This window comes from Aminobacter sp. Piv2-1, assembly GCF_037625995.1.
GTDB lineage: Bacteria > Pseudomonadota > Alphaproteobacteria > Rhizobiales > Rhizobiaceae > Aminobacter.
This window is the reverse complement of the sequence record NZ_JARKMU010000008.1, coordinates 261480-281248: the sequence shown is the minus strand read 5'-3', so window position 1 is coordinate 281248 and position 19769 is coordinate 261480. Positions and strand designations below refer to the sequence as shown.

At 65.8% G+C, this 19769-nt stretch carries 24 protein-coding genes; 5 read left to right on the top strand and 19 right to left on the bottom strand.

What is annotated here, in order from left to right; all coding sequences use genetic code 11:
- Positions 1-12: 12 nt before the first annotated feature.
- From AmiPiv_RS16825 to AmiPiv_RS16810, 4 genes are read right to left on the bottom strand one after another with little or no spacing between them, the layout of a single operon-like run.
- Positions 13-1011 carry an ABC transporter permease gene (locus AmiPiv_RS16825; protein ID WP_340038630.1) on the bottom strand — a complete coding sequence of 333 codons (999 nt, stop codon included), beginning with the start codon at positions 1009-1011 and terminating at the stop codon, positions 13-15.
- Positions 1008-2537, bottom strand: coding sequence for a sugar ABC transporter ATP-binding protein (locus AmiPiv_RS16820; protein WP_340038629.1), 1530 nt, complete (start codon positions 2535-2537; stop codon positions 1008-1010). The genes AmiPiv_RS16825 and AmiPiv_RS16820 overlap by 4 nt, the downstream gene beginning before the upstream one ends.
- Positions 2534-3418: an amidohydrolase family protein gene (locus tag AmiPiv_RS16815; protein WP_340038628.1), complete on the bottom strand. Its 885-nt coding sequence runs from the start codon at positions 3416-3418 to the stop codon at positions 2534-2536. The genes AmiPiv_RS16820 and AmiPiv_RS16815 overlap by 4 nt, the downstream gene beginning before the upstream one ends.
- Before the next feature lie 14 nt (positions 3419-3432).
- Complete coding sequence (locus AmiPiv_RS16810) at positions 3433-4182, bottom strand: SDR family oxidoreductase (RefSeq protein ID WP_340038627.1); 750 nt, start codon at positions 4180-4182, stop codon at positions 3433-3435.
- Positions 4183-4303: 121 nt separating this feature from the next.
- Here AmiPiv_RS16810 and AmiPiv_RS16805 point away from each other — a divergent pair, with 121 nt between their 5' ends.
- Positions 4304-5086, top strand: coding sequence for an IclR family transcriptional regulator (locus tag AmiPiv_RS16805; RefSeq protein ID WP_340038626.1), 783 nt, complete (start codon positions 4304-4306; stop codon positions 5084-5086).
- A 179-nt stretch (positions 5087-5265) separates the two neighbouring features.
- Here AmiPiv_RS16805 and AmiPiv_RS16800 read toward each other — a convergent pair whose 3' ends face one another.
- From AmiPiv_RS16800 to AmiPiv_RS16770, 7 genes are all read right to left on the bottom strand, one after another.
- On the bottom strand, positions 5266-5706 hold the full coding sequence (locus AmiPiv_RS16800) for an RbsD/FucU family protein (RefSeq protein ID WP_340038625.1): 441 nt from the start codon (positions 5704-5706) through the stop codon (positions 5266-5268).
- A 141-nt stretch (positions 5707-5847) separates the two neighbouring features.
- On the bottom strand, positions 5848-6597 hold the full coding sequence (locus AmiPiv_RS16795) for an ABC transporter ATP-binding protein (protein ID WP_340038624.1): 750 nt from the start codon (positions 6595-6597) through the stop codon (positions 5848-5850).
- Positions 6594-7427 carry an ABC transporter ATP-binding protein gene (locus tag AmiPiv_RS16790; protein ID WP_340038623.1) on the bottom strand — a complete coding sequence of 278 codons (834 nt, stop codon included), beginning with the start codon at positions 7425-7427 and terminating at the stop codon, positions 6594-6596. Before AmiPiv_RS16790 ends, AmiPiv_RS16795 begins: the two co-directional genes overlap by 4 nt.
- On the bottom strand, positions 7424-8341 hold the full coding sequence (nikC, locus tag AmiPiv_RS16785; RefSeq protein WP_340038622.1) for a nickel transporter permease: 918 nt from the start codon (positions 8339-8341) through the stop codon (positions 7424-7426). The genes AmiPiv_RS16790 and nikC overlap by 4 nt, the downstream gene beginning before the upstream one ends.
- On the bottom strand, positions 8338-9405 hold the full coding sequence (locus AmiPiv_RS16780; protein ID WP_445206968.1) for an ABC transporter permease: 1068 nt from the start codon (positions 9403-9405) through the stop codon (positions 8338-8340). Before AmiPiv_RS16780 ends, nikC begins: the two co-directional genes overlap by 4 nt.
- A gap of 18 nt (positions 9406-9423) precedes the next feature.
- The gene (locus AmiPiv_RS16775; RefSeq protein ID WP_340038621.1) at positions 9424-11067 is read right to left on the bottom strand and encodes an ABC transporter substrate-binding protein; all 1644 of its coding nucleotides are present in this window, start codon (positions 11065-11067) and stop codon (positions 9424-9426) included.
- A 36-nt stretch (positions 11068-11103) separates the two neighbouring features.
- On the bottom strand, positions 11104-12159 hold the full coding sequence (locus AmiPiv_RS16770) for a dipeptidase (protein WP_340038648.1): 1056 nt from the start codon (positions 12157-12159) through the stop codon (positions 11104-11106).
- Between the two features lie 403 nt (positions 12160-12562).
- Here AmiPiv_RS16770 and AmiPiv_RS16765 point away from each other — a divergent pair, with 403 nt between their 5' ends.
- Positions 12563-13204, top strand: a complete 642-nt coding sequence (locus tag AmiPiv_RS16765) for a LysE family translocator (protein ID WP_340038620.1) — start codon at positions 12563-12565, stop codon at positions 13202-13204.
- Here the strand turns inward: AmiPiv_RS16765 and AmiPiv_RS16760 are convergent.
- Both AmiPiv_RS16760 and rlmN read right to left on the bottom strand, forming a co-directional pair.
- Entirely contained in the window at positions 13185-13655 is a 471-nt protein-coding gene (locus tag AmiPiv_RS16760) for a hypothetical protein (protein ID WP_340038619.1), read from the bottom strand. The two genes, AmiPiv_RS16765 and AmiPiv_RS16760, sit on opposite strands and share 20 nt — an antisense overlap.
- On the bottom strand, positions 13652-14887 hold the full coding sequence (gene rlmN / locus AmiPiv_RS16755; protein WP_340038618.1) for a 23S rRNA (adenine(2503)-C(2))-methyltransferase RlmN: 1236 nt from the start codon (positions 14885-14887) through the stop codon (positions 13652-13654). The genes AmiPiv_RS16760 and rlmN overlap by 4 nt, the downstream gene beginning before the upstream one ends.
- Before the next feature lie 145 nt (positions 14888-15032).
- Here rlmN and AmiPiv_RS16750 point away from each other — a divergent pair, with 145 nt between their 5' ends.
- On the top strand, positions 15033-15365 hold the full coding sequence (locus tag AmiPiv_RS16750; RefSeq protein WP_340038617.1) for a DUF1294 domain-containing protein: 333 nt from the start codon (positions 15033-15035) through the stop codon (positions 15363-15365).
- Positions 15366-15403: 38 nt separating this feature from the next.
- Here the strand turns inward: AmiPiv_RS16750 and AmiPiv_RS16745 are convergent, their stop codons facing one another.
- The 4 genes from AmiPiv_RS16745 to AmiPiv_RS16730 form a co-directional block, all read right to left on the bottom strand.
- On the bottom strand, positions 15404-15565 hold the full coding sequence (locus tag AmiPiv_RS16745; protein WP_340038616.1) for a GNAT family N-acetyltransferase: 162 nt from the start codon (positions 15563-15565) through the stop codon (positions 15404-15406).
- A gap of 78 nt (positions 15566-15643) precedes the next feature.
- Complete coding sequence (locus AmiPiv_RS16740; protein WP_340038615.1) at positions 15644-16147, bottom strand: invasion associated locus B family protein; 504 nt, start codon at positions 16145-16147, stop codon at positions 15644-15646.
- Positions 16148-16395: 248 nt separating this feature from the next.
- A complete protein-coding gene (locus tag AmiPiv_RS16735) occupies positions 16396-16764 on the bottom strand; it encodes a YkvA family protein (protein WP_340038614.1) in 369 nt (122 codons plus the stop codon).
- A 62-nt stretch (positions 16765-16826) separates the two neighbouring features.
- A complete protein-coding gene (locus tag AmiPiv_RS16730) occupies positions 16827-17123 on the bottom strand; it encodes a 4a-hydroxytetrahydrobiopterin dehydratase (RefSeq protein WP_340038613.1) in 297 nt (98 codons plus the stop codon).
- 70 nt (positions 17124-17193) lie between these two features.
- Between AmiPiv_RS16730 and AmiPiv_RS16725 the strand changes: the two genes are divergently transcribed.
- Positions 17194-17712: a low molecular weight protein-tyrosine-phosphatase gene (locus tag AmiPiv_RS16725; protein ID WP_445206967.1), complete on the top strand. Its 519-nt coding sequence runs from the start codon at positions 17194-17196 to the stop codon at positions 17710-17712.
- Here AmiPiv_RS16725 and thpR read toward each other — a convergent pair.
- Positions 17616-18212, bottom strand: coding sequence for an RNA 2',3'-cyclic phosphodiesterase (gene thpR / locus AmiPiv_RS16720; protein ID WP_340038611.1), 597 nt, complete (start codon positions 18210-18212; stop codon positions 17616-17618). The genes AmiPiv_RS16725 and thpR overlap by 97 nt on opposite strands.
- A gap of 152 nt (positions 18213-18364) precedes the next feature.
- On the bottom strand, positions 18365-18994 hold the full coding sequence (locus AmiPiv_RS16715) for an arylesterase (RefSeq protein ID WP_340038610.1): 630 nt from the start codon (positions 18992-18994) through the stop codon (positions 18365-18367).
- A 65-nt stretch (positions 18995-19059) separates the two neighbouring features.
- Here AmiPiv_RS16715 and AmiPiv_RS16710 point away from each other — a divergent pair, with 65 nt between their 5' ends.
- Positions 19060-19767 (top strand): ABC transporter ATP-binding protein, encoded by a 708-nt coding sequence (locus AmiPiv_RS16710; RefSeq protein ID WP_340038609.1) that lies wholly within the window; start codon positions 19060-19062, stop codon positions 19765-19767.
- Positions 19768-19769: the final 2 nt, after the last annotated feature.

Sequence of the window (19769 nt, the reverse complement as noted above, 5' to 3'; positions counted from 1 at the left end):
AGCAAGCCTTCCTCAAAGCCTGCGGCGCCGCAGAATGTCGGTGTAGACGGCGAGAATGATGATCGAGCCGGTGACCACGGTCTGCCACTCCTGGGCAACCGAAAGGATGCGCAGTCCGTTGGCGAGCACGGAGATGATGAGCGCGCCGATGAGCGTGCCGATGATGGTGCCGCGGCCGCCGGAGAGCGACGTGCCGCCGATCACGACGGCTGCGATGGCGTCGAGTTCGTAGCCCTGGCCAAGCGCCGGCTGGGCCGAGTTGAGACGCGAGGCGATGAGCAGGCCGGCGATGCCGCAGATCGAGCCCGCGAGCGCGTAGACCGCGATCTTCCAGCGGTCGGTGTTGACGCCGGACAGGCGCACGGCCTCCTCGTTGGAGCCGAGCGCGAAAGTGAAGCGGCCGAGGATGGTGCGCTCGAGGATGAAGCTCGCGGCGATCGCCACCAAAAAGAGAATCAGGACGCCGTTGGGGATGGGCAGCGCCGGGAAGACCGAGCCGATCAGCGAGCCCTGCGAGATCTGGGTGAAGCCGGGCGTGTTGTTGAAATAGATGGGCCGGGTGCCCGAGATCACCAGCGACAGGCCCTTGAGGATCAGCATCATGCCGAGAGTGGCGATGAAGGGCGGGATCTTGAGCTTGGCGACGAAAGTGCCCGACAGGGTACCGCTGGCAGCACCCGCGAGGATGGCGGCCAGCACGCCGAGGCCGAGCGGCATGCCCCAGAAGGTCAGCACCACGCCGGCGATCACCGCGCAGAAGGTCATCAGCGTGCCGACCGACAGGTCGATGCCGCCGGTGATGATGACGAGCGTCGCCGCGACCGCCAGCACGCCGTTGACCGACGTCGCCTGCAGGATGGCGATGATGTTGGAGGTCTGCATGAAGTTGGGCGAGGCGAGGCTGAACACCGTGACCAGCGCGATCAGGCTGGCGAAGGCGAGCAGGCGGTGCTGGGCGCCCGAGAAGCGGGCGCCGGAGGAGACATTCGCGGTCGATGCTGTCGCACTCATTTGGCCTCTCCCTTTGCCGGCTTGTTGTTTTGCTCGCCCCGCAGCGTGGCGAGGTGCATGATCTCTTCCTGGCTGGCGCCTGACGGCAGGATGCCGGTCAGCCGGCCCTCGCACATGACGGCGATGCGGTGGCTGAGCCTCAGCACCTCGGGCAGCTCGGAGGAGATGACGATGATGGCGCGGCCCTGCTGGGCGAGCGCGGCCAAGAGCTTGTAGACCTCGTTCTTGGCGCCGACGTCGATGCCGCGCGTCGGCTCGTCGAAGATAAGCACCTCGCAGTCGCGCAGCAGCCACTTGGCGATGACTATCTTCTGCTGGTTGCCGCCCGACAGCAGCCGGGCCTCCTGGCGATCGGACGGCGTCTTGATGGCGAGCTGGTCGATGTAGCGGACGGCCGCGTCGTGCATGGCCGTCTCGCGGAGCAGGCCGCCGGGGCCGGTGAAGCGGGAAAGACTCGCCAGCACGACGTTGTTGCGCACGTCCATGCCGGTGGCGAGGCCGAAATGCTTGCGGTCCTCGGAGAGGTAGCCGATGCCGGCGCGCACGGCGTCCTGGGGCTTGCGGATGTCGACCTTCTTACCGTGCATGAAGACCTCGCCGCGGTCGCGACGGTCGGCGCCGAAGATGGCGCGGGCGACCTCGGTGCGGCCGGCGCCCATCAGGCCGGCGAAGCCGAGGATTTCGCCCTTGCGGACGGAGAAGGAGACGTCGCGGATTTCGCTGCCGCGGCTGATGTTTTTGACCTCGAGCACGATTTCCGAGTTCGAATGGTCCGGCACGACGGGGCGCTCGTCCGACAAGGCGCGGCCGACCATCATGGCGATAATCTTCTCGACCGGGGTCTCGGCAGCGGGCACGGTGCCGATGTATTCGCCGTCGCGCATGACGGTGACGCGGTCGGCGATGCGCTTCAGCTCGTCCATCTTGTGGGAGATGTAGACGATGCCGACGCCCTCGGCCTTGAGCCGGGCGATGATGGCGAAGAGCTCGTTGATCTCGGCGTCGTTCAGCGCTGCCGTCGGCTCGTCCATGATCAGCACGCGCGAGCGGTAGGACAAGGCCTTGGCGATCTCGACCATCTGCTGGCGGGCAATCGTCAGCCCGCCGACCGGGGTGCGCGGGTCGAGCTTGAGATGCATCGAGGCGAAGATCTCGGCGGCGTCGGCATTCAGCTTCGCCTCGTCGAGCAGCAGGCCGCCGGCCTTGCGCGGTTCGCGGCCGATGAAGATGTTCTGCGCCGCCGTCAGGTGCGGCATCAGGTTGAGCTCCTGATGGATGATGCCGATGCCGAGGTCCTGGGCCTGGCGCGGCGAATTGATCTCGACCGGCTTGCCGTCGAGCAGGATCTCGCCGCCGTCGCGGCGGTAGATTCCGGCGAGAATCTTCATCAGCGTCGACTTGCCGGCGCCGTTCTCTCCCATCAGGGCATGGACCTCGCCTGAGCGCAGGTCGAGCTGGGCGTTGTGCAATGCGCGCACGCCGGGGAAGGATTTCTCGATGTCCTTCATCGCAACGAGAGCGGTCATACGCGGCCTCCCGCGATGCCGTAGAAGGATGCGGCGGTGCCGCCGAGGATCGCGGCGTGCTGGGCCTTGCCGAGGCCGTCGAGCAGGCGGGCGGTGACCTCGTCCCAGAATGCGAAGGGCGCGGCGAGCGTCAGCACCGGCCAATCCGAGCCCCAGATCACGCGGTTAGGCCCGAACCAGGTGAGCAGGCTGTCGACCGTGGAGCGCAGGGCTTCCGCAGCCGCCTTCGGCGTCGTCCTCAGCTCCGCCGGCAGTTCGGTCAGCAGGCCGGAGAGCTTGCAGCACAGGTGCGGATGACCTGACAGTTCGGCCATGCCGAGCTTCCACATGGCGTGGCGCGGATCGTCGGCAGGTGCTGCGAAGGCAGGCTTGGCGGCATGGTCGATGACGACGGGCAGGTCCGGGTGCCTCTCGACGAAGCGGCTGAGCGCCTGCAGATGCTGCGGCAGGACCAGCGCGTCGAAGCGCAGGCCGAGACGCTTGAGTGCGGCGACGGCTTCGGCGTTCGGGCGCGTGGCGATCCAGTCGATGTCGGGCAGGTCCTGCAGCATCGGCCGCACGCCCTTGAACAGGGGATTCTCCGCCAGGCGCTCCAGCGAGGCGACACTGTCGGGTGAAGAGAGATCGACCCAGCCGACGACACCGGCGACGGCTTCGTCGTCACGGCCCTGGTCGAGCAGGAACACCGTCTCGGCTGCGGTGGGGGCTGCCTGGACGAGGATGCGCCTTTCGATGCCGGCCTTTTCGGCCAGCGGGCGCATCTCGGCTGCGCCGAAGTCGCGGTAGATGGGCGCGAGTTGGGCGGCGTCTGGCGTCAGCCAGCCATAGTCGCCGCGCCGGAGCGCCCAGTAATGGCAGTGGCCGTCGATCCTTGCGATCATGGCCGCCGCTCCGCCTAGATGGTGACGCCGCCGTCGACCAGGACGGCCTGGCCGGTGACGAAACGCGACTCGTCGGACAACAGGTAGACGACCAGCGGCGCGATGTCGTCGACGGTGGCAAGCCGGCCGATGGGCTGGCGGGCGATGAAGTCCTTCTCGGCCTGTACGGGGTCGGCGGCAGCAGCGATGCGGCCGCGCAGCGACGGCGTGTCGACCGTGCCGGGGCAGAGCGCGTTGCAGCGGACGCCGCGGCGGACATAGTCGGCGGCCATGCCCTTGGTGAAGCCGATGACGGCCGCCTTGGTGGCGCCGTAGAGCAGGCGGTTCGGGAAGCCTTTGATCGACGAGGCCATGGAAGCCATGTTGAGGATCGAAACGGCTCCGGTCTTTTCGGCGCGTTCGAGCATGCCGGGCAGGAACGCCCTGGTCGTGCGGTACATGCTCTTGACGTTGAGGTCGAAGCTGAAATCCCAGTCTTCGTCGCTGCAGTCCATGATCGTGCCGTTGTGGACGAAGCCGGCGCAGTTGAAGAGCCCGTCGAGCGGCGCCTGGCTCGCGGCGAAGGCGGCCACGGCCTTGCTGTCGCGCACGTCGAGGCGATGGGTCTCGATGTTCCTGCTCTCGCCCGAAAGCGCTTTCAGCGCCTCGTCATTGATGTCGGTGGCGATGACATGGGCGCCCTCCTTGGCGCAGGCCAGCGCGCTGGCGCGGCCGATGCCCTGGGCGGCGGCGGAAATGAAAATGCGTTTCCCGCTTAGTCGCATAACCGTCGCTCCTCCCAGCAAACTGCTTGCGCTTCTGTCTATATACGAACATACTATTCATAAATGAACCGACCTTGCAATGGGGAATCGTGGGGCGGATCGAAGGGGAGGAGTTCGAGCCATGCAAAAAGGGCCGGCAAAGACCGCCAACAGCGCGGACAAGGACGAGCGCTACCGCGCGCCGGCGCTGGACAAGGGGCTCGACATACTGGAGCTGCTTTCGGAGCAGCCGGGCGGCCTGACCCGGGCCGAGATCGTCAAGGCGATGGGGCGCGGGCCGAGCGAAGTCTACCGCATGCTCGAACGGCTGGTGGCGCGCGACTTTGTCAGCCGCTCGCCCGAGGGCGACCGCTACGCGCTGACAATGAAGCTGTTCATTCTCGCCCACCGCCACCCACCAGTGCGGCGACTGGTGGCGCGGGCGCAGCCCCTTATGGATGCGTTTTCGATCGCCGCCGGCCAGTCATGCCACCTGGTGGCGCCCGACCGTGACGCAGCACTCGTGGTGGCGCATGCGAGCCCGCCGGGCAACTGGGAGTTCGGCATCCGCATCGGCGCGCATATCGATCTCTTGACGACGAGTTCCGGCCACATCCTGCTCGCCTTCCAGGACCCGCATTCGCAATCCGAGGCAGCGGTGCGCTGGGACGGTACCGAGCTGGCTGTCGCCAGGGAGAAACTAGAGCCGGTGCTGAAAGCCTATCGCGACACCGGCCACCGCGTCGGCGCCAGCCAGCAGATGCGCGCCATCGACGACATCTCGGTGCCGATCCTGTCGCCGGACGGTTATGCGATTGCGGTGCTCACCTGCCCCTACATCCAGCGGATCGACGACAGGCAGGCCGACATCGACCAGACGCTCGTCCTCCTCAAGGACGTGGCGGCGAAGCTGTCGCTTTCGTAGGCCAGATAGCCTCGTCGTGTGAAGGGATACCCCCACCCCTACCCCCCACAAGGGGGAGGGGGACTCTTGGGTCCGGCGCGGCCTTTTCAAAGCGCTAAAGTCGGTCGTGAACTGGCTGAGCACAGACAGAATTCCCCTCCCTCTTGTGGGGAGGGGTTAGGGGTGGGGGTAAGCGGAGCTCAAGCCCCCGGCGGCACGACGCCCTTGCGGACGGCGAAGTCGGCGTAGAAGCGGCGTTCCTGGGTCTGGATGACGGCGTAGGCCTTCTTGGCGCGCTCGTAGAAGGCGAAGCGCTCGATACCGACCATCCTGGTGCCAGTGCCCTCGATCAGCTTGCCGACCTCGCGCTGGACTTCCGGAATCTCGTCGGGCTTGCCGACCACTTCCATGCGGCCGAAGGCGTCGTCGACGAAGGTGTCGACCGGCATCACCGAAAGCACCGCCTTCATGACGCTGACGATGTCGCCGTCGATGCGCAGCGGCCGGCCGAACACGGTCTGGCGCGCCATCGCATCGGCCGGGAAGTTGGCGTCGGCGATGATCAGGTCGTCGCCATGGCCCATGGCGCGGAGCACGTAGAGCACATCGGGGCCGAGCAGCGGGTCGATGCCAAGGAGCATTTCTTTCACCTGTGCGGTTGAGGGCGCGGGGCGACCGTCCCTCGTCCCAGAATTGCAAGCGGTCCGAACGGGCGCAAGGGCCCCTGCCGGGGCATTTCCGTGTTCCCGAAGCGCGGAAAGCGAGCTCCCGCCTTTCCGGGACTAGGCGCCGCGGACAAAACCTTCGGAGGCGACCAGAAGGTTGCGGGTATAGTCCTGCGCCACGTTGCGGGTGGCGAGGTCGCCGGCTTCCAGCCGCTCGACCTCCTGGCCGCCCTGCATGACCATCAGGCGCTCGCACATGTGCGTGATGACGCCGAGGTCGTGGCTGACCATGACGAAGGTGAGCTTGCGGTCGCGGCGCACCTGTTCGAGCAGGTTGAGCACCTCGGCCTGCACCGAGGCGTCGAGCGCCGAGGTCGGTTCGTCCAGGAGCAGGATCGACGGTTCCAGGATAAGCGCGCGGGCAATGGCGACGCGCTGGCGCTGGCCGCCCGACAGCTGGTGCGAGTAGCGGAAGCGGAAGCTCGAGCCGAGGCCGACCTCCTCGAGGGCACGCAGGATGCGCTTTTCGGTATCGGCGAAGCCGTGGATGTCGAGCGGTTCCAGCAGCAGCCGGTCGACCGTCTGGCGCGGGTGCAGCGAGCCATAGGGGTCCTGGAACACCATCTGGACCTGGCGGTAGAACGCCTTGTCTCTGACCTTACCGAGTTGCTTGCCGTTGACGTCGATGGTGCCGCCGGAGACGGGTGCCAAGCCTGCCACCGCACGCAGCAGCGTCGACTTGCCTGAACCGGATTCGCCGACGAGGCCGAAGGATTCGCCGGTGTTGACGGTAAGGCTGACGTCCTTCAGCGCGACGAAGTCGTCATAGACGACACACAGCCTGTCGATCTTGAGGGCACGGGTCACAGCAGCCACTCCGGCTTGCGGTCGAGCACCGGCAGCGGATGCCTGTCGGCGCCGATCCTGGGCATGCAGTTGAGCAGGCCTTGCGTGTAGGGGTGCTGCGCCTGCGACAGCTCGGATGCCTTCAGCTCCTCGACGATCCTGCCGGCATACATGACGATGACACGGTCGCAGAAGGTGGAGACCAGCCTGAGGTCGTGCGAGATGAAGATGAGGCCCATGCCGCGGTCGATGACGAGGCGGTCGAGGATGCGCAGGATGTCGAGCTGGACGGTGACGTCGAGCGCCGAGGTCGGCTCGTCGGCGATCAGCAGCTCCGGCCCGGCGATCAGCATCATGGCGATCATGGCGCGCTGGCCCATGCCGCCCGAAACCTCGTGCGGATACAGCGCGAAGACACGTCTGGGGTCCCGGATCTGGACCGCGGCAAGCATGTCGAGCGCCTTTTCGCGCGCCTCGGCCTTCGAGACCTTCTCGTGTGTCCGGAGCGTCTCGACGATCTGGCGGCCGATGGTCATGACCGGGTCGAGCGAGTATTTCGGATCCTGCAGGATCATGGCGATGCGGTTGCCGCGCAGGTCCCGGCGCTGGGCTGGGGAAACCTTGAGAAGGTCGATGCCGCTGAACTCCAGCCGCCTTGCTGAAATGTTGGCATGCTCGGGGGTGAGCCCCATGATGGCGCGGCCGGTCTGCGACTTGCCCGAGCCGCTCTCGCCGACGATGCCGAGCCTTTCCTGGCCGAGCGAGAAGGTGACGCCGCGCACCGCCTGCACCATGCCGGTGCGGGTGGGGAACTCGACGCGCAGGTCCTCGACGTGGAGCATGGCGCTCATTGGCCGCCGCTCCGCGGATCGAGCGCGTCGCGCAGGCCGTCACCGAGCAGGTTGAAGCCAAGGCTGACGATGAGGATGGCGGCGCCCGGTGCGGCGGCGACCCACCATTGGTCGAGGATGAAGCGGCGGCCCGAGGCGATCATCGCACCCCATTCAGGCAGCGGCGGCTGGGCGCCGAGGCCGAGGAAGCCGAGGCCGGCGGCAGTCAGGATGATGCCGGCCATGTCGAGGGTCACCCGCACGATCAGCGACGAGATGCAGAGCGGCATGATGTGGCGCAGCACGATGCGCATCGGCGAGGCGCCCATCAGCTTGACCGCCGAGATGTAGTCGGAGCTGCGTACGGTCAGCGTCTCTGCCCGGGCGATGCGGGCATAGGGCGGCCACGAGGTCAGCGCGATCGCGATGATGGCGTTTTCGATGCCGGGGCCGAGAGCGGCGACGAAAGCCAGCGCCAGAACCAGCTTGGGGAAGGCGAGGAAGATGTCGGTGATGCGCATCAGCACCGCGTCGACCCAGCCGCCGGCATAGCCGGAAACGGTCCCGACCAGCAGGCCGATGGGGGCGGCGATGACGGCCACCAGCACCACCACCTGCAGGGTCAGCCGCGAGCCGTAGATCAGCCGCGAGAGGATGTCGCGGCCCTGGTCGTCGGTGCCGAGCCAGTAGTCCGCGCCGGGCGTCATCAGCCGCGCGTTCTTGAGGTCGCCGATATAGGGCGAATGGGGCGCCAGCAGCGGCGCGAAGGCCGCGACGAAGAGGAGTGCCAGGATGATGGCGAGGCCGACGACGGCGAGCTTGTTGGCGGTGAAGCGGCGCCAGGTGAGATAGGCGCGGCCGAGCCGCGCCTGCATGCGCGACTGCGGCCGGTCGGTCAACAGCCATTCGCGGCGAGTCATGGCCGTGTCGCTCATCTGATCCGCGTCCTTGGGTCGAGCATTCGATAGAGCAGGTCGGAGAGTAGGTTGATGCCGATGAACACCGAACCGATGACGATGGTGCCGCCGAGCACTGCGTTCATGTCGGCGTTCTGCAGCGAATTGGTGATGTAGAGGCCGAGACCTGGCCAGGCGAAGACCGTCTCGGTCAGCACCGAGCCTTCGAGCAGACCGGCATAGGAAAGTGCGATCACGGTGACCAGCGGTACTGCGGCGTTGCGCAGCGCATGGCCCCAGATGATGCGGGCTTCCGACAGTCCCTTGGCGCGCGCCGCGACGATGTATTCCTGGCTGAGCTCGTTCAGCATGAAGGAGCGCGTCATGCGGCTGATATAGGCGAGCGAGAAATAGCCGAGCAGCGAGGCCGGCAGGATGATGTGGGCGAAGATGTCCTTGAACGCGGCCCAGTCGCGGTTGATGACGGCGTCGAGCAGGTAGAAGCCGGTGACGGGCGTGAACGTGTATTCGAAGACGACATCGATGCGGCCAGGGCCGGAGGTCCAGCCGAGGCGGGCATAGAAGACCAGAAGCGCGATCAGCCCGAGCCAGAAGATCGGCACCGAATAGCCGACGAGGCCGACGACGCGCACGATCTGGTCGGCAAGGCTGCCCCGCCGCACCGCGGCCAGCACGCCGAGCGGGATGCCGAGCGCGGCGCCGATGACGGTGCCCACGGTGGCGAGCTCCATGGTGGCCGGGAAAACGCGGCGGATGTCGGTCATCACCGGGTTGGTGGTCAGCACCGAGGTGCCGAAGTCGCCCGAGAGCACGCCTTTCACATAAAGGAAGAACTGCTGGTAGTAGGGCAGGTTGAAGCCCATCTCGATGCGCGTGCGCTCGACGACATGGGCCGGCGCCCGGTCGCCGACGATGGCGAGCACCGGGTCGATCGGCACGACGCGGCCGATGAAGAAGGTCACGGCGAGAAGGCCGAGATAGGTCGTGGCAACGATCACCAGGAAGCTGGCGATCGAGCCGACGATGGCGGAGGCGCGCCGGTTGGCGCGCCTCGCGGGCGTCTGAGTGTCAGCGGTGCTCAACGGTCTGATCCTGCCGGATCATTCCTTGGTCACGGGCGCCACGAAGTTGGAATCGAAGCTCGGCCCAAGCTTGTAGTTCTTGACGTTGCCGCGCATGCCGGCAACCTCGGTCTGCTGGAAGATCAGCACGAACGGGCTTGTGTCGAGGGCAGCCTGCTGCAGCTCCCGGTACATGGCCGCGCGCTTGTCGGCGTCGCGTTCGAGCAGCGCGGCCTTGGTCTTTTCGGTCAGCTCCGGCACGTCCCAGGCATTGCGCCAGGCAAGCGTCTTCACCGTGCCGTCGTCGGCATTGTTCGGGTTGGAGGTGAAGGTCTCGGCGTTGGAGTTCGGATCCCAGTAATCCATGCCCCACTGGCCGATATACATGTCGTGGTTGCGGGCACGGTACTTGGTCAGCGTCTGCTTGCCGTCGCCGGGGATGATCTCGACCTTCACGCCCGCCTGCCCGGCGGTCTGCTGGAAGGCTTCGGCGATGCCCGTCACCGGCTGGGTGTTGCGCACGTCCATGGTGACCGAGAAGCCGTCCTTCAGGCCCGCCTTCTCGAGCAGTTCCTTGGCCTTGGCGACGTCGAACTTGAACGGATCGGAATCGAGCGCGCCGAGCACGCCCTTGGGCTGGTAGGTCTGGCGGATTTCGCCGATGCCCTTGATCAGGGTCGAGCCGATGGCGTCGTAGTCGATCAGGTACTTCAGCGCCTGGCGCACCTCCGGCTTGGCGAGGTTCGGGTTCTTCTGGTTGAGGCTGATGTAATACACCGTGCCCTTGGGCGCGCTGGTCGTCGCGAGAGCGGCGTTCTTGGATACCGCCTCGAGGTCGCCCGGCTCCAGGTTGCGGGCCACGTCGACGTCGCCGCTTTCCAGCATCAGGCGCTGGGTCGCGCTTTCCTTGACGTGGCGATAGATGACGCGGGCGAGCGCCGGCTTGTCGCCGTAGTAGTTGTCGTTGCGCTCCATCACGAGGATTTCGTTGGCGCGCCAGTCGCGGATCTTGAACGGACCCGAGCCGGCATAGCCGGTCTTCATCCAGCCGTTGCCGAAGTCGTTGTCGAACTTGTAGTCGTCGGTCGGGGTTACGGCGGCGACATGCTCCAGCACCAGCTTCTTGTCGACGACCGCGCCGACGGTTGCCGTGAGGCAGTTCAGCACGAAGCTCGGGGCGTAGGCCTTGTCGACGGTCAGCACGAAGGTGCTCTCGTCGACAGCCTTGGCCTTCTCGGCGACATTGTCCTTGGTCAGGCCGAACTGGGTCAGGATGAATGCCGGGCTCTTGTCGAGCTTGACGACGCGCTCGAACGACCAGGCGACGTCCTCCGCCGTGATCGGGTTACCGGAGGCGAATTTGAGGCCTGGCTTGAGCTTGAAGGTGTAGGTCAGGCCGTCGTCGGAGACCGTCCAGCTTTCGGCGATGCCGGGCTTCACCTTGGACGTGTCGTCGATGTCGAGCCGCACCAGCATATCGTAGGCGTTGCCGAGGAACTCGGCCGGGCTGAGTTCGAAGGATTCTGCCGGATCGAGCGTGATCGTGTCGTCGATGGCCCAGGCCTGCACCAGCGTGTCGGCCGGCGTCTCGGCGAGGGCAGGGGCGGCGCCAAAAACCAGCGCCGACATGGCGGCGCCGGCGAGCATCGCGCGGAAATGTCCGTTCAGTTTTCCGATAAACATGTCTTCAGTTCCCCCAGTTGACGAAAGTTATCGTTGTCAGGCTGCCTCGTGCCAGGCCGAGCGCAGCACCCTAAGCCAGTTGTCGCGGCAGATCTTCGCCAGTTCGGCGTCACCATAGCCAGCATCCCGCATGGCGGCAACGAGCCGCGGCAGCCCGGCAGCGTCGCCGATCTCGGCCGGGATCGTGGCGCCGTCGAAGTCCGAACCCATCGCCACGCCGTCGATGCCGACGCGCTCGACGAGGTAATCTATGTGCCGGATCATGTCGGAAAGCGGCGTGTCGGCGCGCTTGGCGCCGTCCTCGCGCAGCATGGTGACGGCGAAATTCAGGCCGACCAGGCCGTTGCTCTCACGCACGGCGTCGAGTTGCTTGTCGGTCAGGTTGCGGCTGATCGGTGTGATGGCGTGCGCATTGGAATGGCTGACGATCAGCGGCTTTTCGGACAGCCTGGCCACGTCCCAGAAGCCCTGTTCGGTGATGTGGGCGAGATCGATGGCGATGCCCATGCGGTTGCAGGCCTTGACCAGCCTTTTGCCGGCTTCGGTGAGGCCGGGGCCAGTGTCGGGCCTCGACGGGAAGGCGAAGGGCACACCGTGCCCGAAGATGGTATTGCGGCTCCACACCGGGCCGAGCGAACGCAGGCCGGCAGCGTAGAAGACGTCGAGCGCCGCGAGATCGGCGTCGATGGCCTCGCAGCCTTCCATGTGCAGCACGGCAGCGAACTTGCCTGCCGCCTCGGCTGCCTCGATGTCCGTCGAGTTGCGGCAGATCTTCCAGCCCCCGGCACGTTCGATCCTGAAGGCGATCGCGGCCATGTCGAGGGCCACGTCGAGCGACGGCGAACGCTCGAGTGGCGCCGAAAGTGGCACGGCATAGTGGCCGTTTGCGTCGCGCACGTCGTCGCGGATGCTGCCGGAGGTGATGTAGATGGCGCAGAGGCCGCCGGCTAGACCGCCCTTCCTGGCGCGGGGCATGTCGATGTGCCCTTGCCGTGTGCCCTCGATGAACTCGGCCACCGGGTCCGCGCCCTTGGCCGCATTGTTCCACAACCGGAAAAGCACGTCGTTGTGGCCGTCGAACACTGCCTGCATCATTCACTCCTCGTGGCGAGAGTTGAAGGGCGCGCGCCCGTCAAGTCAATCTGCCCGGGATGAGGCCACCGGTGCGCAAACCGCGGTTTCGCTTGGTGAGGCACAGGCAGGACCAAAAGGAACCCGCCGCTGGACCACTTGCTGTCCCGTATGGCTCCGATGCGATCCCCTTGGCAGATCTCTGGAAGTCTATGCTCACGCTCGGCCGTCTCGCCGAAGCCATCGAAGCCCACGGCACGCAGACCTACTTCGCGAGCTGATCCAATCTCAGGGTCGCCCGGCCGGAATGGTCCGGCGGTGCTCTGGACCGGCATTTTCCTGTTGATGCGCCGGAGGCGCGGGCGTACGGCTAAAGCCGGAATTCCGACTGACCCCCGAAAACCCTCGCTCCGGCAGCACCGACATGTCCTTCGTTCCAGACCTGGCGACCATCCTGCAGTTTGCCGTCGCCACCTTCATCATCGCCATCACGCCCGGACCCGACATGACGCTGTTCGTCGGCCGCGCCCTCTCCGAAGGCCGCAAGGCGGGCTTCGCCTGCATGGCAGGCGCCATGACGGGCATCGTCATCCACACCACGCTGGTGGCACTCGGCCTGTCGGCGCTGATCGTCGCCTCGCCGAAGGCCTTCATGGCGCTCAAGATCGTCGGCGCCGGCTATCTCGTCTGGCTCGCCTTCCAGGCTGTCACCAAGGGGTCGGCCTTTTCGCCCGACACCACCAAGCGCGAGCCGCGCTCGTTCTTCCAGAACTGGGCGACGGGGCTGGGCATCAACCTGCTCAACCCGAAGATCATCCTGTTCTTCATGACCTTCCTGCCGCAGTTCGTCTCGGCGAGCGACACCAACGCCCCCGGCAAGCTGTTCTTCCTCGGCGCCATGTTCATCGTGCTGTCGCTGCCGGTCACCGCGCCGATGGTGATCGCCGCCGACAAGTTCGCCGGCCTGCTGAAGAAGAGCCCGCGGGTGACACGCATCGTCGACTATCTGTTCGCCGGCGTGTTCTCCGCGTTTGCGCTGAAGATCCTTACGGCGCAGGCGAAGTAGGCGGGCTTTCGCGCCACGCGCCGGCGAAGCGGCCGGTGACGAACCAGTAGGCGATGCCGCCGATGAGCCCGCTGCCGATGATCGATACCGGCAGCAGCGGGTCGCGATAGGCGAAGCCGCCGTCGCCGCGCTGGTAGGCGAAGCCGATGAAGACGAGCGCCACGAAGCCGCCGGCCAGCGCGTAGAAGAGCCAGTCGCGCTTGCCCAGAAGCTCTGCGAGCAGCATCACGACCACGGCCGGCACGAAGGCAAAATAGGCCACGAACAGCGCCACGAAGGGTATCGAGAAGACCAGCGAGCCGTGGGCCACTTCGACGGGGATGTCCGACGCGATGACGCCGGCGACGCCGAGGAAGATCACGTTCAGGAATGCGCTGGCGGCAAGCGACGCCGCCAGGAAGCCCAGCACCATGTGGGCGAACTTGCCGAGATAGATGAGGACGCGGCTCACGCCTCGCCGTGTCCGGCGATCATCATCGCCTCGAGTGCCAGGCGCTCGCTTTTCTTCAGGCGCTCGGATTCCGACTTCAGCTGGCCGCAGGCGGCGAGGATGTCGCGGCCGCGCGGCGTGCGGATCGGCGAGGCATAGCCGGCCTGGTTGATGTAGTCGGCGAACTTCTCGATCTGCTCCCAGTCCGAGCACTGGTAGTTGCTGCCGGGCCATGGGTTGAACGGGATCAGGTTGATCTTGGCCGGCACGCCCTTGAGCAGCTTGACCAGCGCCTTGGCGTCTTCGAGGCTGTCATTGATGTCCTTCAGCATCACATATTCGAAGGTGATGCGGCGGGCATTCGACAGGCCGGGATATTTGCGGCAGGCGTCCATCAACTCGTTGAGCGGGAACTTCTTGTTGATCGGCACCAAGAGGTCGCGCAAATCGTCGTTGGTGGCGTGCAGCGAGATCGCCAGCATCACGCCGATCTCCTCGCCGGTGCGGAAGATCTCCGGCACGACGCCCGAGGTCGACAGCGTGATGCGGCGCTTGGACAGCGCCAGCCCGTCGCCGTCGGAGGCGATCAGCAGCGCCTTCTTCACCGCCTCGAAATTGTAGAGCGGCTCGCCCATGCCCATCATGACGATGTTGGAGACCTTGCGGCCTTCGGCCGGCACGATGGCGCCCGCCGGCGTGTCGCGGTCGGGGAAATCGCCGAGCCGGTCGCGCGCGGTCAAAAGCTGCGCCAGGATCTCTTCCGCCGTCAGGTTGCGCACCAGCTTCTGCGTGCCGGTGTGGCAGAACGAGCAGGTGAGCGTGCAGCCGACCTGGCTGGAGATGCACAGCGTGCCGCGGCCTTCCTCGGGGATGTAGACGGTCTCGATCTCGACGGGTCTACCGGCGCCGCGCGGGGGAAAGCGGAACAGCCATTTGCGCGTGCCGTCGGAGGAGATCTGCTCCTCGACGATCTCGGGACGCGCGATGGTGAAGTGCTTGGCCAGCTCGGCGCGCAGGTCCTTGGAGATGTTGAACATGTCGGCGAAGTCGGAGACGCCGCGGACATAGAGCCAGTGCCAGAGCTGCTGCACGCGCATCTTGGCCTGGCGTTCTGGAACGACGCCAGAGGTGATCAGGGCTTCCGCGAGTTCCTCGCGGGTGAGGCCGATCAGCTCTCCCTTGGCGGGCGCCGCAATTCGGGCACGAAGCGAGTCGCGGGTGGTATCGGCGGTAAGGTCGAGCGAAACGGTCATTCGGGCTCAGCTAGCTTCGGATATCGGCAAATGTAGGATTTTGGCGCCACATATCACAGGTCCGGCGCTGCGTCACGTTTTGGCGGCCATGCATTTCCGCCTGGGCTTCGCCACTTGTTAAGGTTCTGGCTGCGATGCTGCACCCATGACCGGCATGTACCAGATCGTGCTCGCGCTGCTTGCCGTCAACGGCGCGGCCTTCCTCGCCTTCTGGCGCGACAAGAGGCTGGCCAGCGCCGGCGCGCGGCGCATCCCCGAAAGGATGCTGCTCTGGCTCGCATTTGCCGGCGGCAGCCTCGGAGCGGTGACGGCACAGCACCTGTTCCGCCACAAGACGCGCAAGGAGCCGTTCCGCTCGCAGCTCTATGCTATTGCCGCCCTGCACGCGCTGGCGCTGGCCACGTTGGTTGCCTGGCTCGTGGCGCCGCAATGGCTGGCCGGCCTGCTCGACCGGGCATTCAGCGCCGCCGTTTCGTGACATATGGCTCACGTGCCGGACAAGGTGAGGATGTAGCGCTACTCCGGCCGGCCGCCGCGGGAATGTGGCATCGGCTCGCCTGAAGGCCGCCAGCCCATGCGCTCGTAGAGACCCGCGGCACGCTCGTTGTCGGCGTAGACGGAAAGCCGCATTTCGTCGAAGTCGCGCCGCTTCAATTCCGGCGGCAGGCGTTCCAGCAATTCTTGCGCATCGCTTGGCTCCAAACAAAAAGGCCAGGCGAATGGCGCCCGGCCTTCGAAACTGTCCGCCGCCTGCGCTTACTTGCAGGTGGCGATCGAGCCCAGGGCGGCGGAAATGCCCTTGAGCGAGAAGACGTAGCTGGTCGGGTTGCCGCGCCCGGACTTGGCTGCGACCTTCATGTCCGAGCCGCCCTTCATGGCGGCGATCAGCGCCGGCTCCTCGGCGGCGTTCTCGACCCAGGCAGACCTGCCCTTGGTGAACATGGAGAACGACTTGTCGCCGATGGTGACGGTGACCTTGGAATTTGCCTGGAAATCGTAGCCGGCAATGAACTGCGGCTCGAACGACACCTTCTGGCCAGGTCGCTGGCTGACGAAGAAGAACATGTCGCCATGATCGAGCGTCGGCGGCTGCTTGTCGGTGGGCACCGTCAGTACGTAGCAGACCTTGCCGTTCTGCGCCTGGTAGCTGTAGGTCCCCCACGAATTGTACTGGCCGATCTTGGTGGCCGACTGGGCCAGCGCCGGCATTGCCGAGACTGCCAGCACCAGGCCCGAAATTGTAGCTATCAATCCGCGCATTGCTTTTCCTGTATCTCAAATGGAGCGGGAGGCAGGCTGGCAGCGCGCCCGCCCGTTCGCTTCATTTTGATTTAATCTGGGTTACCAAAGGATGAATCGCCCGTGAAAAGCGCCGTTCGCCCGCTGGCCCGCAGCCTTTACCGCCGCGCGACGGGCGCGGCACCCTGTCCCTTCGAGGGTTGAAAACCACGAACAAGGCAAGAGTTTGACTTTTCGTTTCGGCCTGAAACAGGGCTGGCCGCAGCCACTCACCACTCGCGCGAAAGCGCTTCCCTGGCGGCCAGCCGATGCGCCGGCGTCATGTGCGAGCGCACGGCCGCGAACGCGGCCGTCAGCACCGCGATGTCGTCGGTGAAGCCGATGCCGACAAGCACGTCGGGAATGGTGTCTGCCGGCAGGATGAAATAGGCAAGCGCGGCAAGCAGGATGCCCTTGGCGCGCAGCGGCGTCTGCTTGTCCATCGCGCAATAGTAGCCGGCCACCACTTCTTCCATGAAGGGGATGTGGCGGGCGGCAGCCTTGGCCTTGCGCCAGAACTTTTCCCGCAACTCGTTCTCGCTCGCGTCGGCACCGGTCGCGTCGTTGCGGAAATGGTCAAATCCCGGGAACTTCACCATCTGGGCAATCTCCTTCGCGACGAAATGTGGGAAAGCGTCGCCCCCACTGCAAGGTCGGCGGCTCAGGAACCGAAATAGGCGTTCATGCGCTTGGCAAGCTTGAAGTCCAGCTCGGTCAGCCCGCCGGCATCATGGGTGTTCAACCTGACGTCGACGGTCTTGTAGACGTTCGACCAGTCGGGATGGTGGTCGAGTTTCTCGGCGGCAAGTGCGACACGGGTCATGAAGGCGAAGGCCTCGCTAAAATTCCTGAACTCGAAACGCCTCGAGATCGACAGGCCGTCGTCGGCGAGCGCCCAGCCGTCGAGCGAAGCCAATCCCTCCTTCACCTCGGCAGGTGTTAGTTTCTCTCTGGCCATTTGGTGCTCCCATGCTAATCGAGATCGTACGCCAGCATAGCGCGGCCATCCGAGGCAAGGGCAGGAAAATATGAGCAACGGCTTGCCAAGATCGATCCTCTTCGTCTGCCTCGGCAACATCTGCCGTTCGCCGCTGGCCGAGGGCGTGTTTCGCGCCGTGCTCGCCGAACGCGGCCTGGAGGCCTCCTTTGCCATCGATTCGGCTGGAACCGGCGGCTGGCATGTCGGCTCGGCCCCCGACCCCCGCTCGATCGCGGTCGCGGCGCATCACGGCATCGACATCGCCAGGCAGCAGGCGCGCAAGGTGACCCTCGCCGACTTCGAGCGCTTCGACCTCATTCTCGGCATGGACCGTTCGAACGTCGACGACCTGCGCCAGCTGGCGCCGCAAGGCTCTCCGGCACGCATTGAACTGTTCCTCGGCCATGCCTCCGGCGCGAAGAAGGACGTTCCCGATCCATATTATGGCGGCGAAGACGGCTTCCTGGACGTCTACCGCATGATCCGCGAGGCTTCGGAGGCGCTGGCCGACCGGCTCGCCGGGTGCGAGGCGACGCCGTTGAGCGGCCAGGCCTCCTCGACGATGTAGGGGCCGCCGCCGACGGAATCGCGCGAGGACATCAAGACGAAGCGGCCGACGCGGAAGGGCACGGTGGCGAAATTGCCGCGCGCCGAAAGATAATGTGCCACGTCGAGCGGACTGGTGTTGCGCAGCCTGGCAAGGGTGACATGCGGCGAGAACTTGCGCGGGTCAGAAGGCACGCCGACGCGCTGGCAGATGCGCTCGATCTCGCCCTGCAGGGCGCTTAGCTCGGGCGAGGGGATGACCCCGGCCCATACGGCATGCGGCTTCTTCTGGCCGAAGGCACCGACCCCCGACAGTGTCAGCGAGAAGCCGGGGCGGTCGACGCGGTCGAGCGCTTCGACGATCTCGTCGGCGACATGGCCTTCGACATCTCCGATGAAACGCAGGGTGAGGTGGTAGTTCTCGACGTCGATCCAGCGTGCTCCTGGCAGGCCTCCCCGCAGGAGCGAGAGGGAAAGTGCCGCGTCACGCGGAATTTCGAGGGCGGTGAAAAGTCGCGGCATGGCCAGGCTCCCTTCTCCTCGAATCGAAATTCGTAAGCTCAGCGAATCATCGATCGCCCCATCGGGCAAGCTGTTTGTTCAGCCGCCGCTGAATAGACAACGTTTGTGACAGGCAAGTGTTGCAGCCCTGCATGCCGGCCATATGGGCCGGCTCATTTGCCGGCGATGGCCTTTTCGACGGTCGGCAGGGCGCGCTCGACCATGCGGTCGATGCCGGCCGCGTTGGGGTGCATGCCGTCCTCGAGCAGTAGCGACCGGTCGCCGGCGACGCCGTCGAGGAAGAACGGATAGAGCGTGGCGCCGTATTTTTCTGCCAGTTTCGGGTAGATCGTTCCGAACTGTTCGCCATAGGCATGGCCGAGGTTGGGCGCGGCGACCATGCCGGCCAAGAGCACCGGAATGTTGCGCTGCTTGAGCCGGGCAAGCATCTTGTCGAGGTTCTGCTCGACAAGTGCCGGATCGATGCCGCGCAGCATGTCGTTGGCGCCGAACTCGAGGATGACCAGCTGGGTGCCGTCGGGGATCGACCAGTCGAGGCGAGACAAGCCCCCGCTGGTCGTGTCGCCCGACACGCCGGCATTGGCGATCACCACATCGTGACCGCGCTTGCGTAGCGCCGCCTCGAGTTTTTCGGGAAAACCCTCGCCTGGGCCGAGGCCGAAGCCCGCCATCAGGCTGTCGCCGAAGCCAACGATGCGGAACGGTTCGGCCCGGGCGGCGGGCGCCGCCACCATGACCGCAAGTCCAAGCACGAGCGCGGCAAAGAACTGTTTGAAAGCCATCAAGTCAGATCCGATATGACGAAGACAGTCCCCGCCCTCCGGTTTTCATATAGGATAGAATTATCGTGACAGAAGCCGTCATCGAACTGAGGGATGTGTCGCTGACGCTCGGCGAAGGCGCCTCGTCCGTCCACGTGCTGAAGGGTGTCAGCCTCGACGTATCCGCCGGCGAGGCGACGGGCATCGTCGGACCATCGGGCTCCGGCAAGTCGACGCTGCTGATGGTGCTGGCCGGCCTCGAACGCGTCGATTCCGGCACGGTGACGATCGCCGGCCAACTGCTCAACGGCCGCAGCGAGGACCAGATCGCTTCGTTCCGCGGGCGAAACATCGGCATCGTGTTCCAGTCTTTCCACCTCATCCCCAACATGACGGCGCTGGAAAACGTCGCCGTGCCGTTGGAGTTGGCCGGCAAGCGCGACGCCTTCGCCATTGCCGAGCGCGAGCTTGCGGCGGTGGGCCTTGCCGACCGGGTGACGCACTACCCGGGCGAGCTTTCCGGCGGCGAGCAGCAACGCGTGGCGATTGCCCGCGCCCTGGCCCCGGAGCCGCGCATCCTGATCGCCGACGAACCGACCGGCAATCTCGACCAGGCCACGGGCCGGCAGATCGCCGACCTTTTGTTCGCCAAGGCGGCCGAACGCGGCATGACGCTGGTTCTGGTCACCCACGATCCCGCACTCGCGGCACGCTGCGACCGGCAGGTGGCGATGCGCTCGGGCCGGATCGAGACGGCGACGGTGACGCCGCTGGCTGAGAAGGTTCGGGCATGAGG

Excerpts from the sequence above, each read along its gene's own strand:
- thpR (WP_340038611.1), bottom strand. The coding sequence starts at position 18,212 with ATGCCGCGACTTTTCACCGCCCTCGAAATTCCGCGTGACGCGGCACTT.
- AmiPiv_RS16790 (WP_340038623.1), bottom strand. The coding sequence starts at position 7,427 with ATGAGCGCCATGCTCCACGTCGAGGACCTGCGCGTCGAGTTCCCCACC.
- AmiPiv_RS16715 (WP_340038610.1), bottom strand. The coding sequence starts at position 18,994 with ATGGCTTTCAAACAGTTCTTTGCCGCGCTCGTGCTTGGACTTGCGGTC.
- AmiPiv_RS16735 (WP_340038614.1), bottom strand. The coding sequence starts at position 16,764 with ATGGTGAAGTTCCCGGGATTTGACCATTTCCGCAACGACGCGACCGGT.
- AmiPiv_RS16740 (WP_340038615.1), bottom strand. The coding sequence starts at position 16,147 with ATGCGCGGATTGATAGCTACAATTTCGGGCCTGGTGCTGGCAGTCTCG.
- nikC (WP_340038622.1), bottom strand. The coding sequence starts at position 8,341 with ATGAGCGACACGGCCATGACTCGCCGCGAATGGCTGTTGACCGACCGG.
- AmiPiv_RS16800 (WP_340038625.1), bottom strand. The coding sequence starts at position 5,706 with ATGCTCCTTGGCATCGACCCGCTGCTCGGCCCCGATGTGCTCTACGTG.
- AmiPiv_RS16825 (WP_340038630.1), bottom strand. The coding sequence starts at position 1,011 with ATGAGTGCGACAGCATCGACCGCGAATGTCTCCTCCGGCGCCCGCTTC.
- rlmN (WP_340038618.1), bottom strand. The coding sequence starts at position 14,887 with ATGACCGTTTCGCTCGACCTTACCGCCGATACCACCCGCGACTCGCTT.
- AmiPiv_RS16770 (WP_340038648.1), bottom strand. The coding sequence starts at position 12,159 with ATGCAGGCAGTGTTCGACGGCCACAACGACGTGCTTTTCCGGTTGTGG.
- AmiPiv_RS16820 (WP_340038629.1), bottom strand. The coding sequence starts at position 2,537 with ATGACCGCTCTCGTTGCGATGAAGGACATCGAGAAATCCTTCCCCGGC.
- AmiPiv_RS16765 (WP_340038620.1), top strand. The coding sequence starts at position 12,563 with ATGTCCTTCGTTCCAGACCTGGCGACCATCCTGCAGTTTGCCGTCGCC.
- AmiPiv_RS16750 (WP_340038617.1), top strand. The coding sequence starts at position 15,033 with ATGACCGGCATGTACCAGATCGTGCTCGCGCTGCTTGCCGTCAACGGC.
- AmiPiv_RS16775 (WP_340038621.1), bottom strand. The coding sequence starts at position 11,067 with ATGTTTATCGGAAAACTGAACGGACATTTCCGCGCGATGCTCGCCGGC.
- AmiPiv_RS16730 (WP_340038613.1), bottom strand. The coding sequence starts at position 17,123 with ATGGCCAGAGAGAAACTAACACCTGCCGAGGTGAAGGAGGGATTGGCT.
- AmiPiv_RS16805 (WP_340038626.1), top strand. The coding sequence starts at position 4,304 with ATGCAAAAAGGGCCGGCAAAGACCGCCAACAGCGCGGACAAGGACGAG.
- AmiPiv_RS16725 (WP_445206967.1), top strand. The coding sequence starts at position 17,194 with ATGAGCAACGGCTTGCCAAGATCGATCCTCTTCGTCTGCCTCGGCAAC.
- AmiPiv_RS16815 (WP_340038628.1), bottom strand. The coding sequence starts at position 3,418 with ATGATCGCAAGGATCGACGGCCACTGCCATTACTGGGCGCTCCGGCGC.
- AmiPiv_RS16810 (WP_340038627.1), bottom strand. The coding sequence starts at position 4,182 with ATGCGACTAAGCGGGAAACGCATTTTCATTTCCGCCGCCGCCCAGGGC.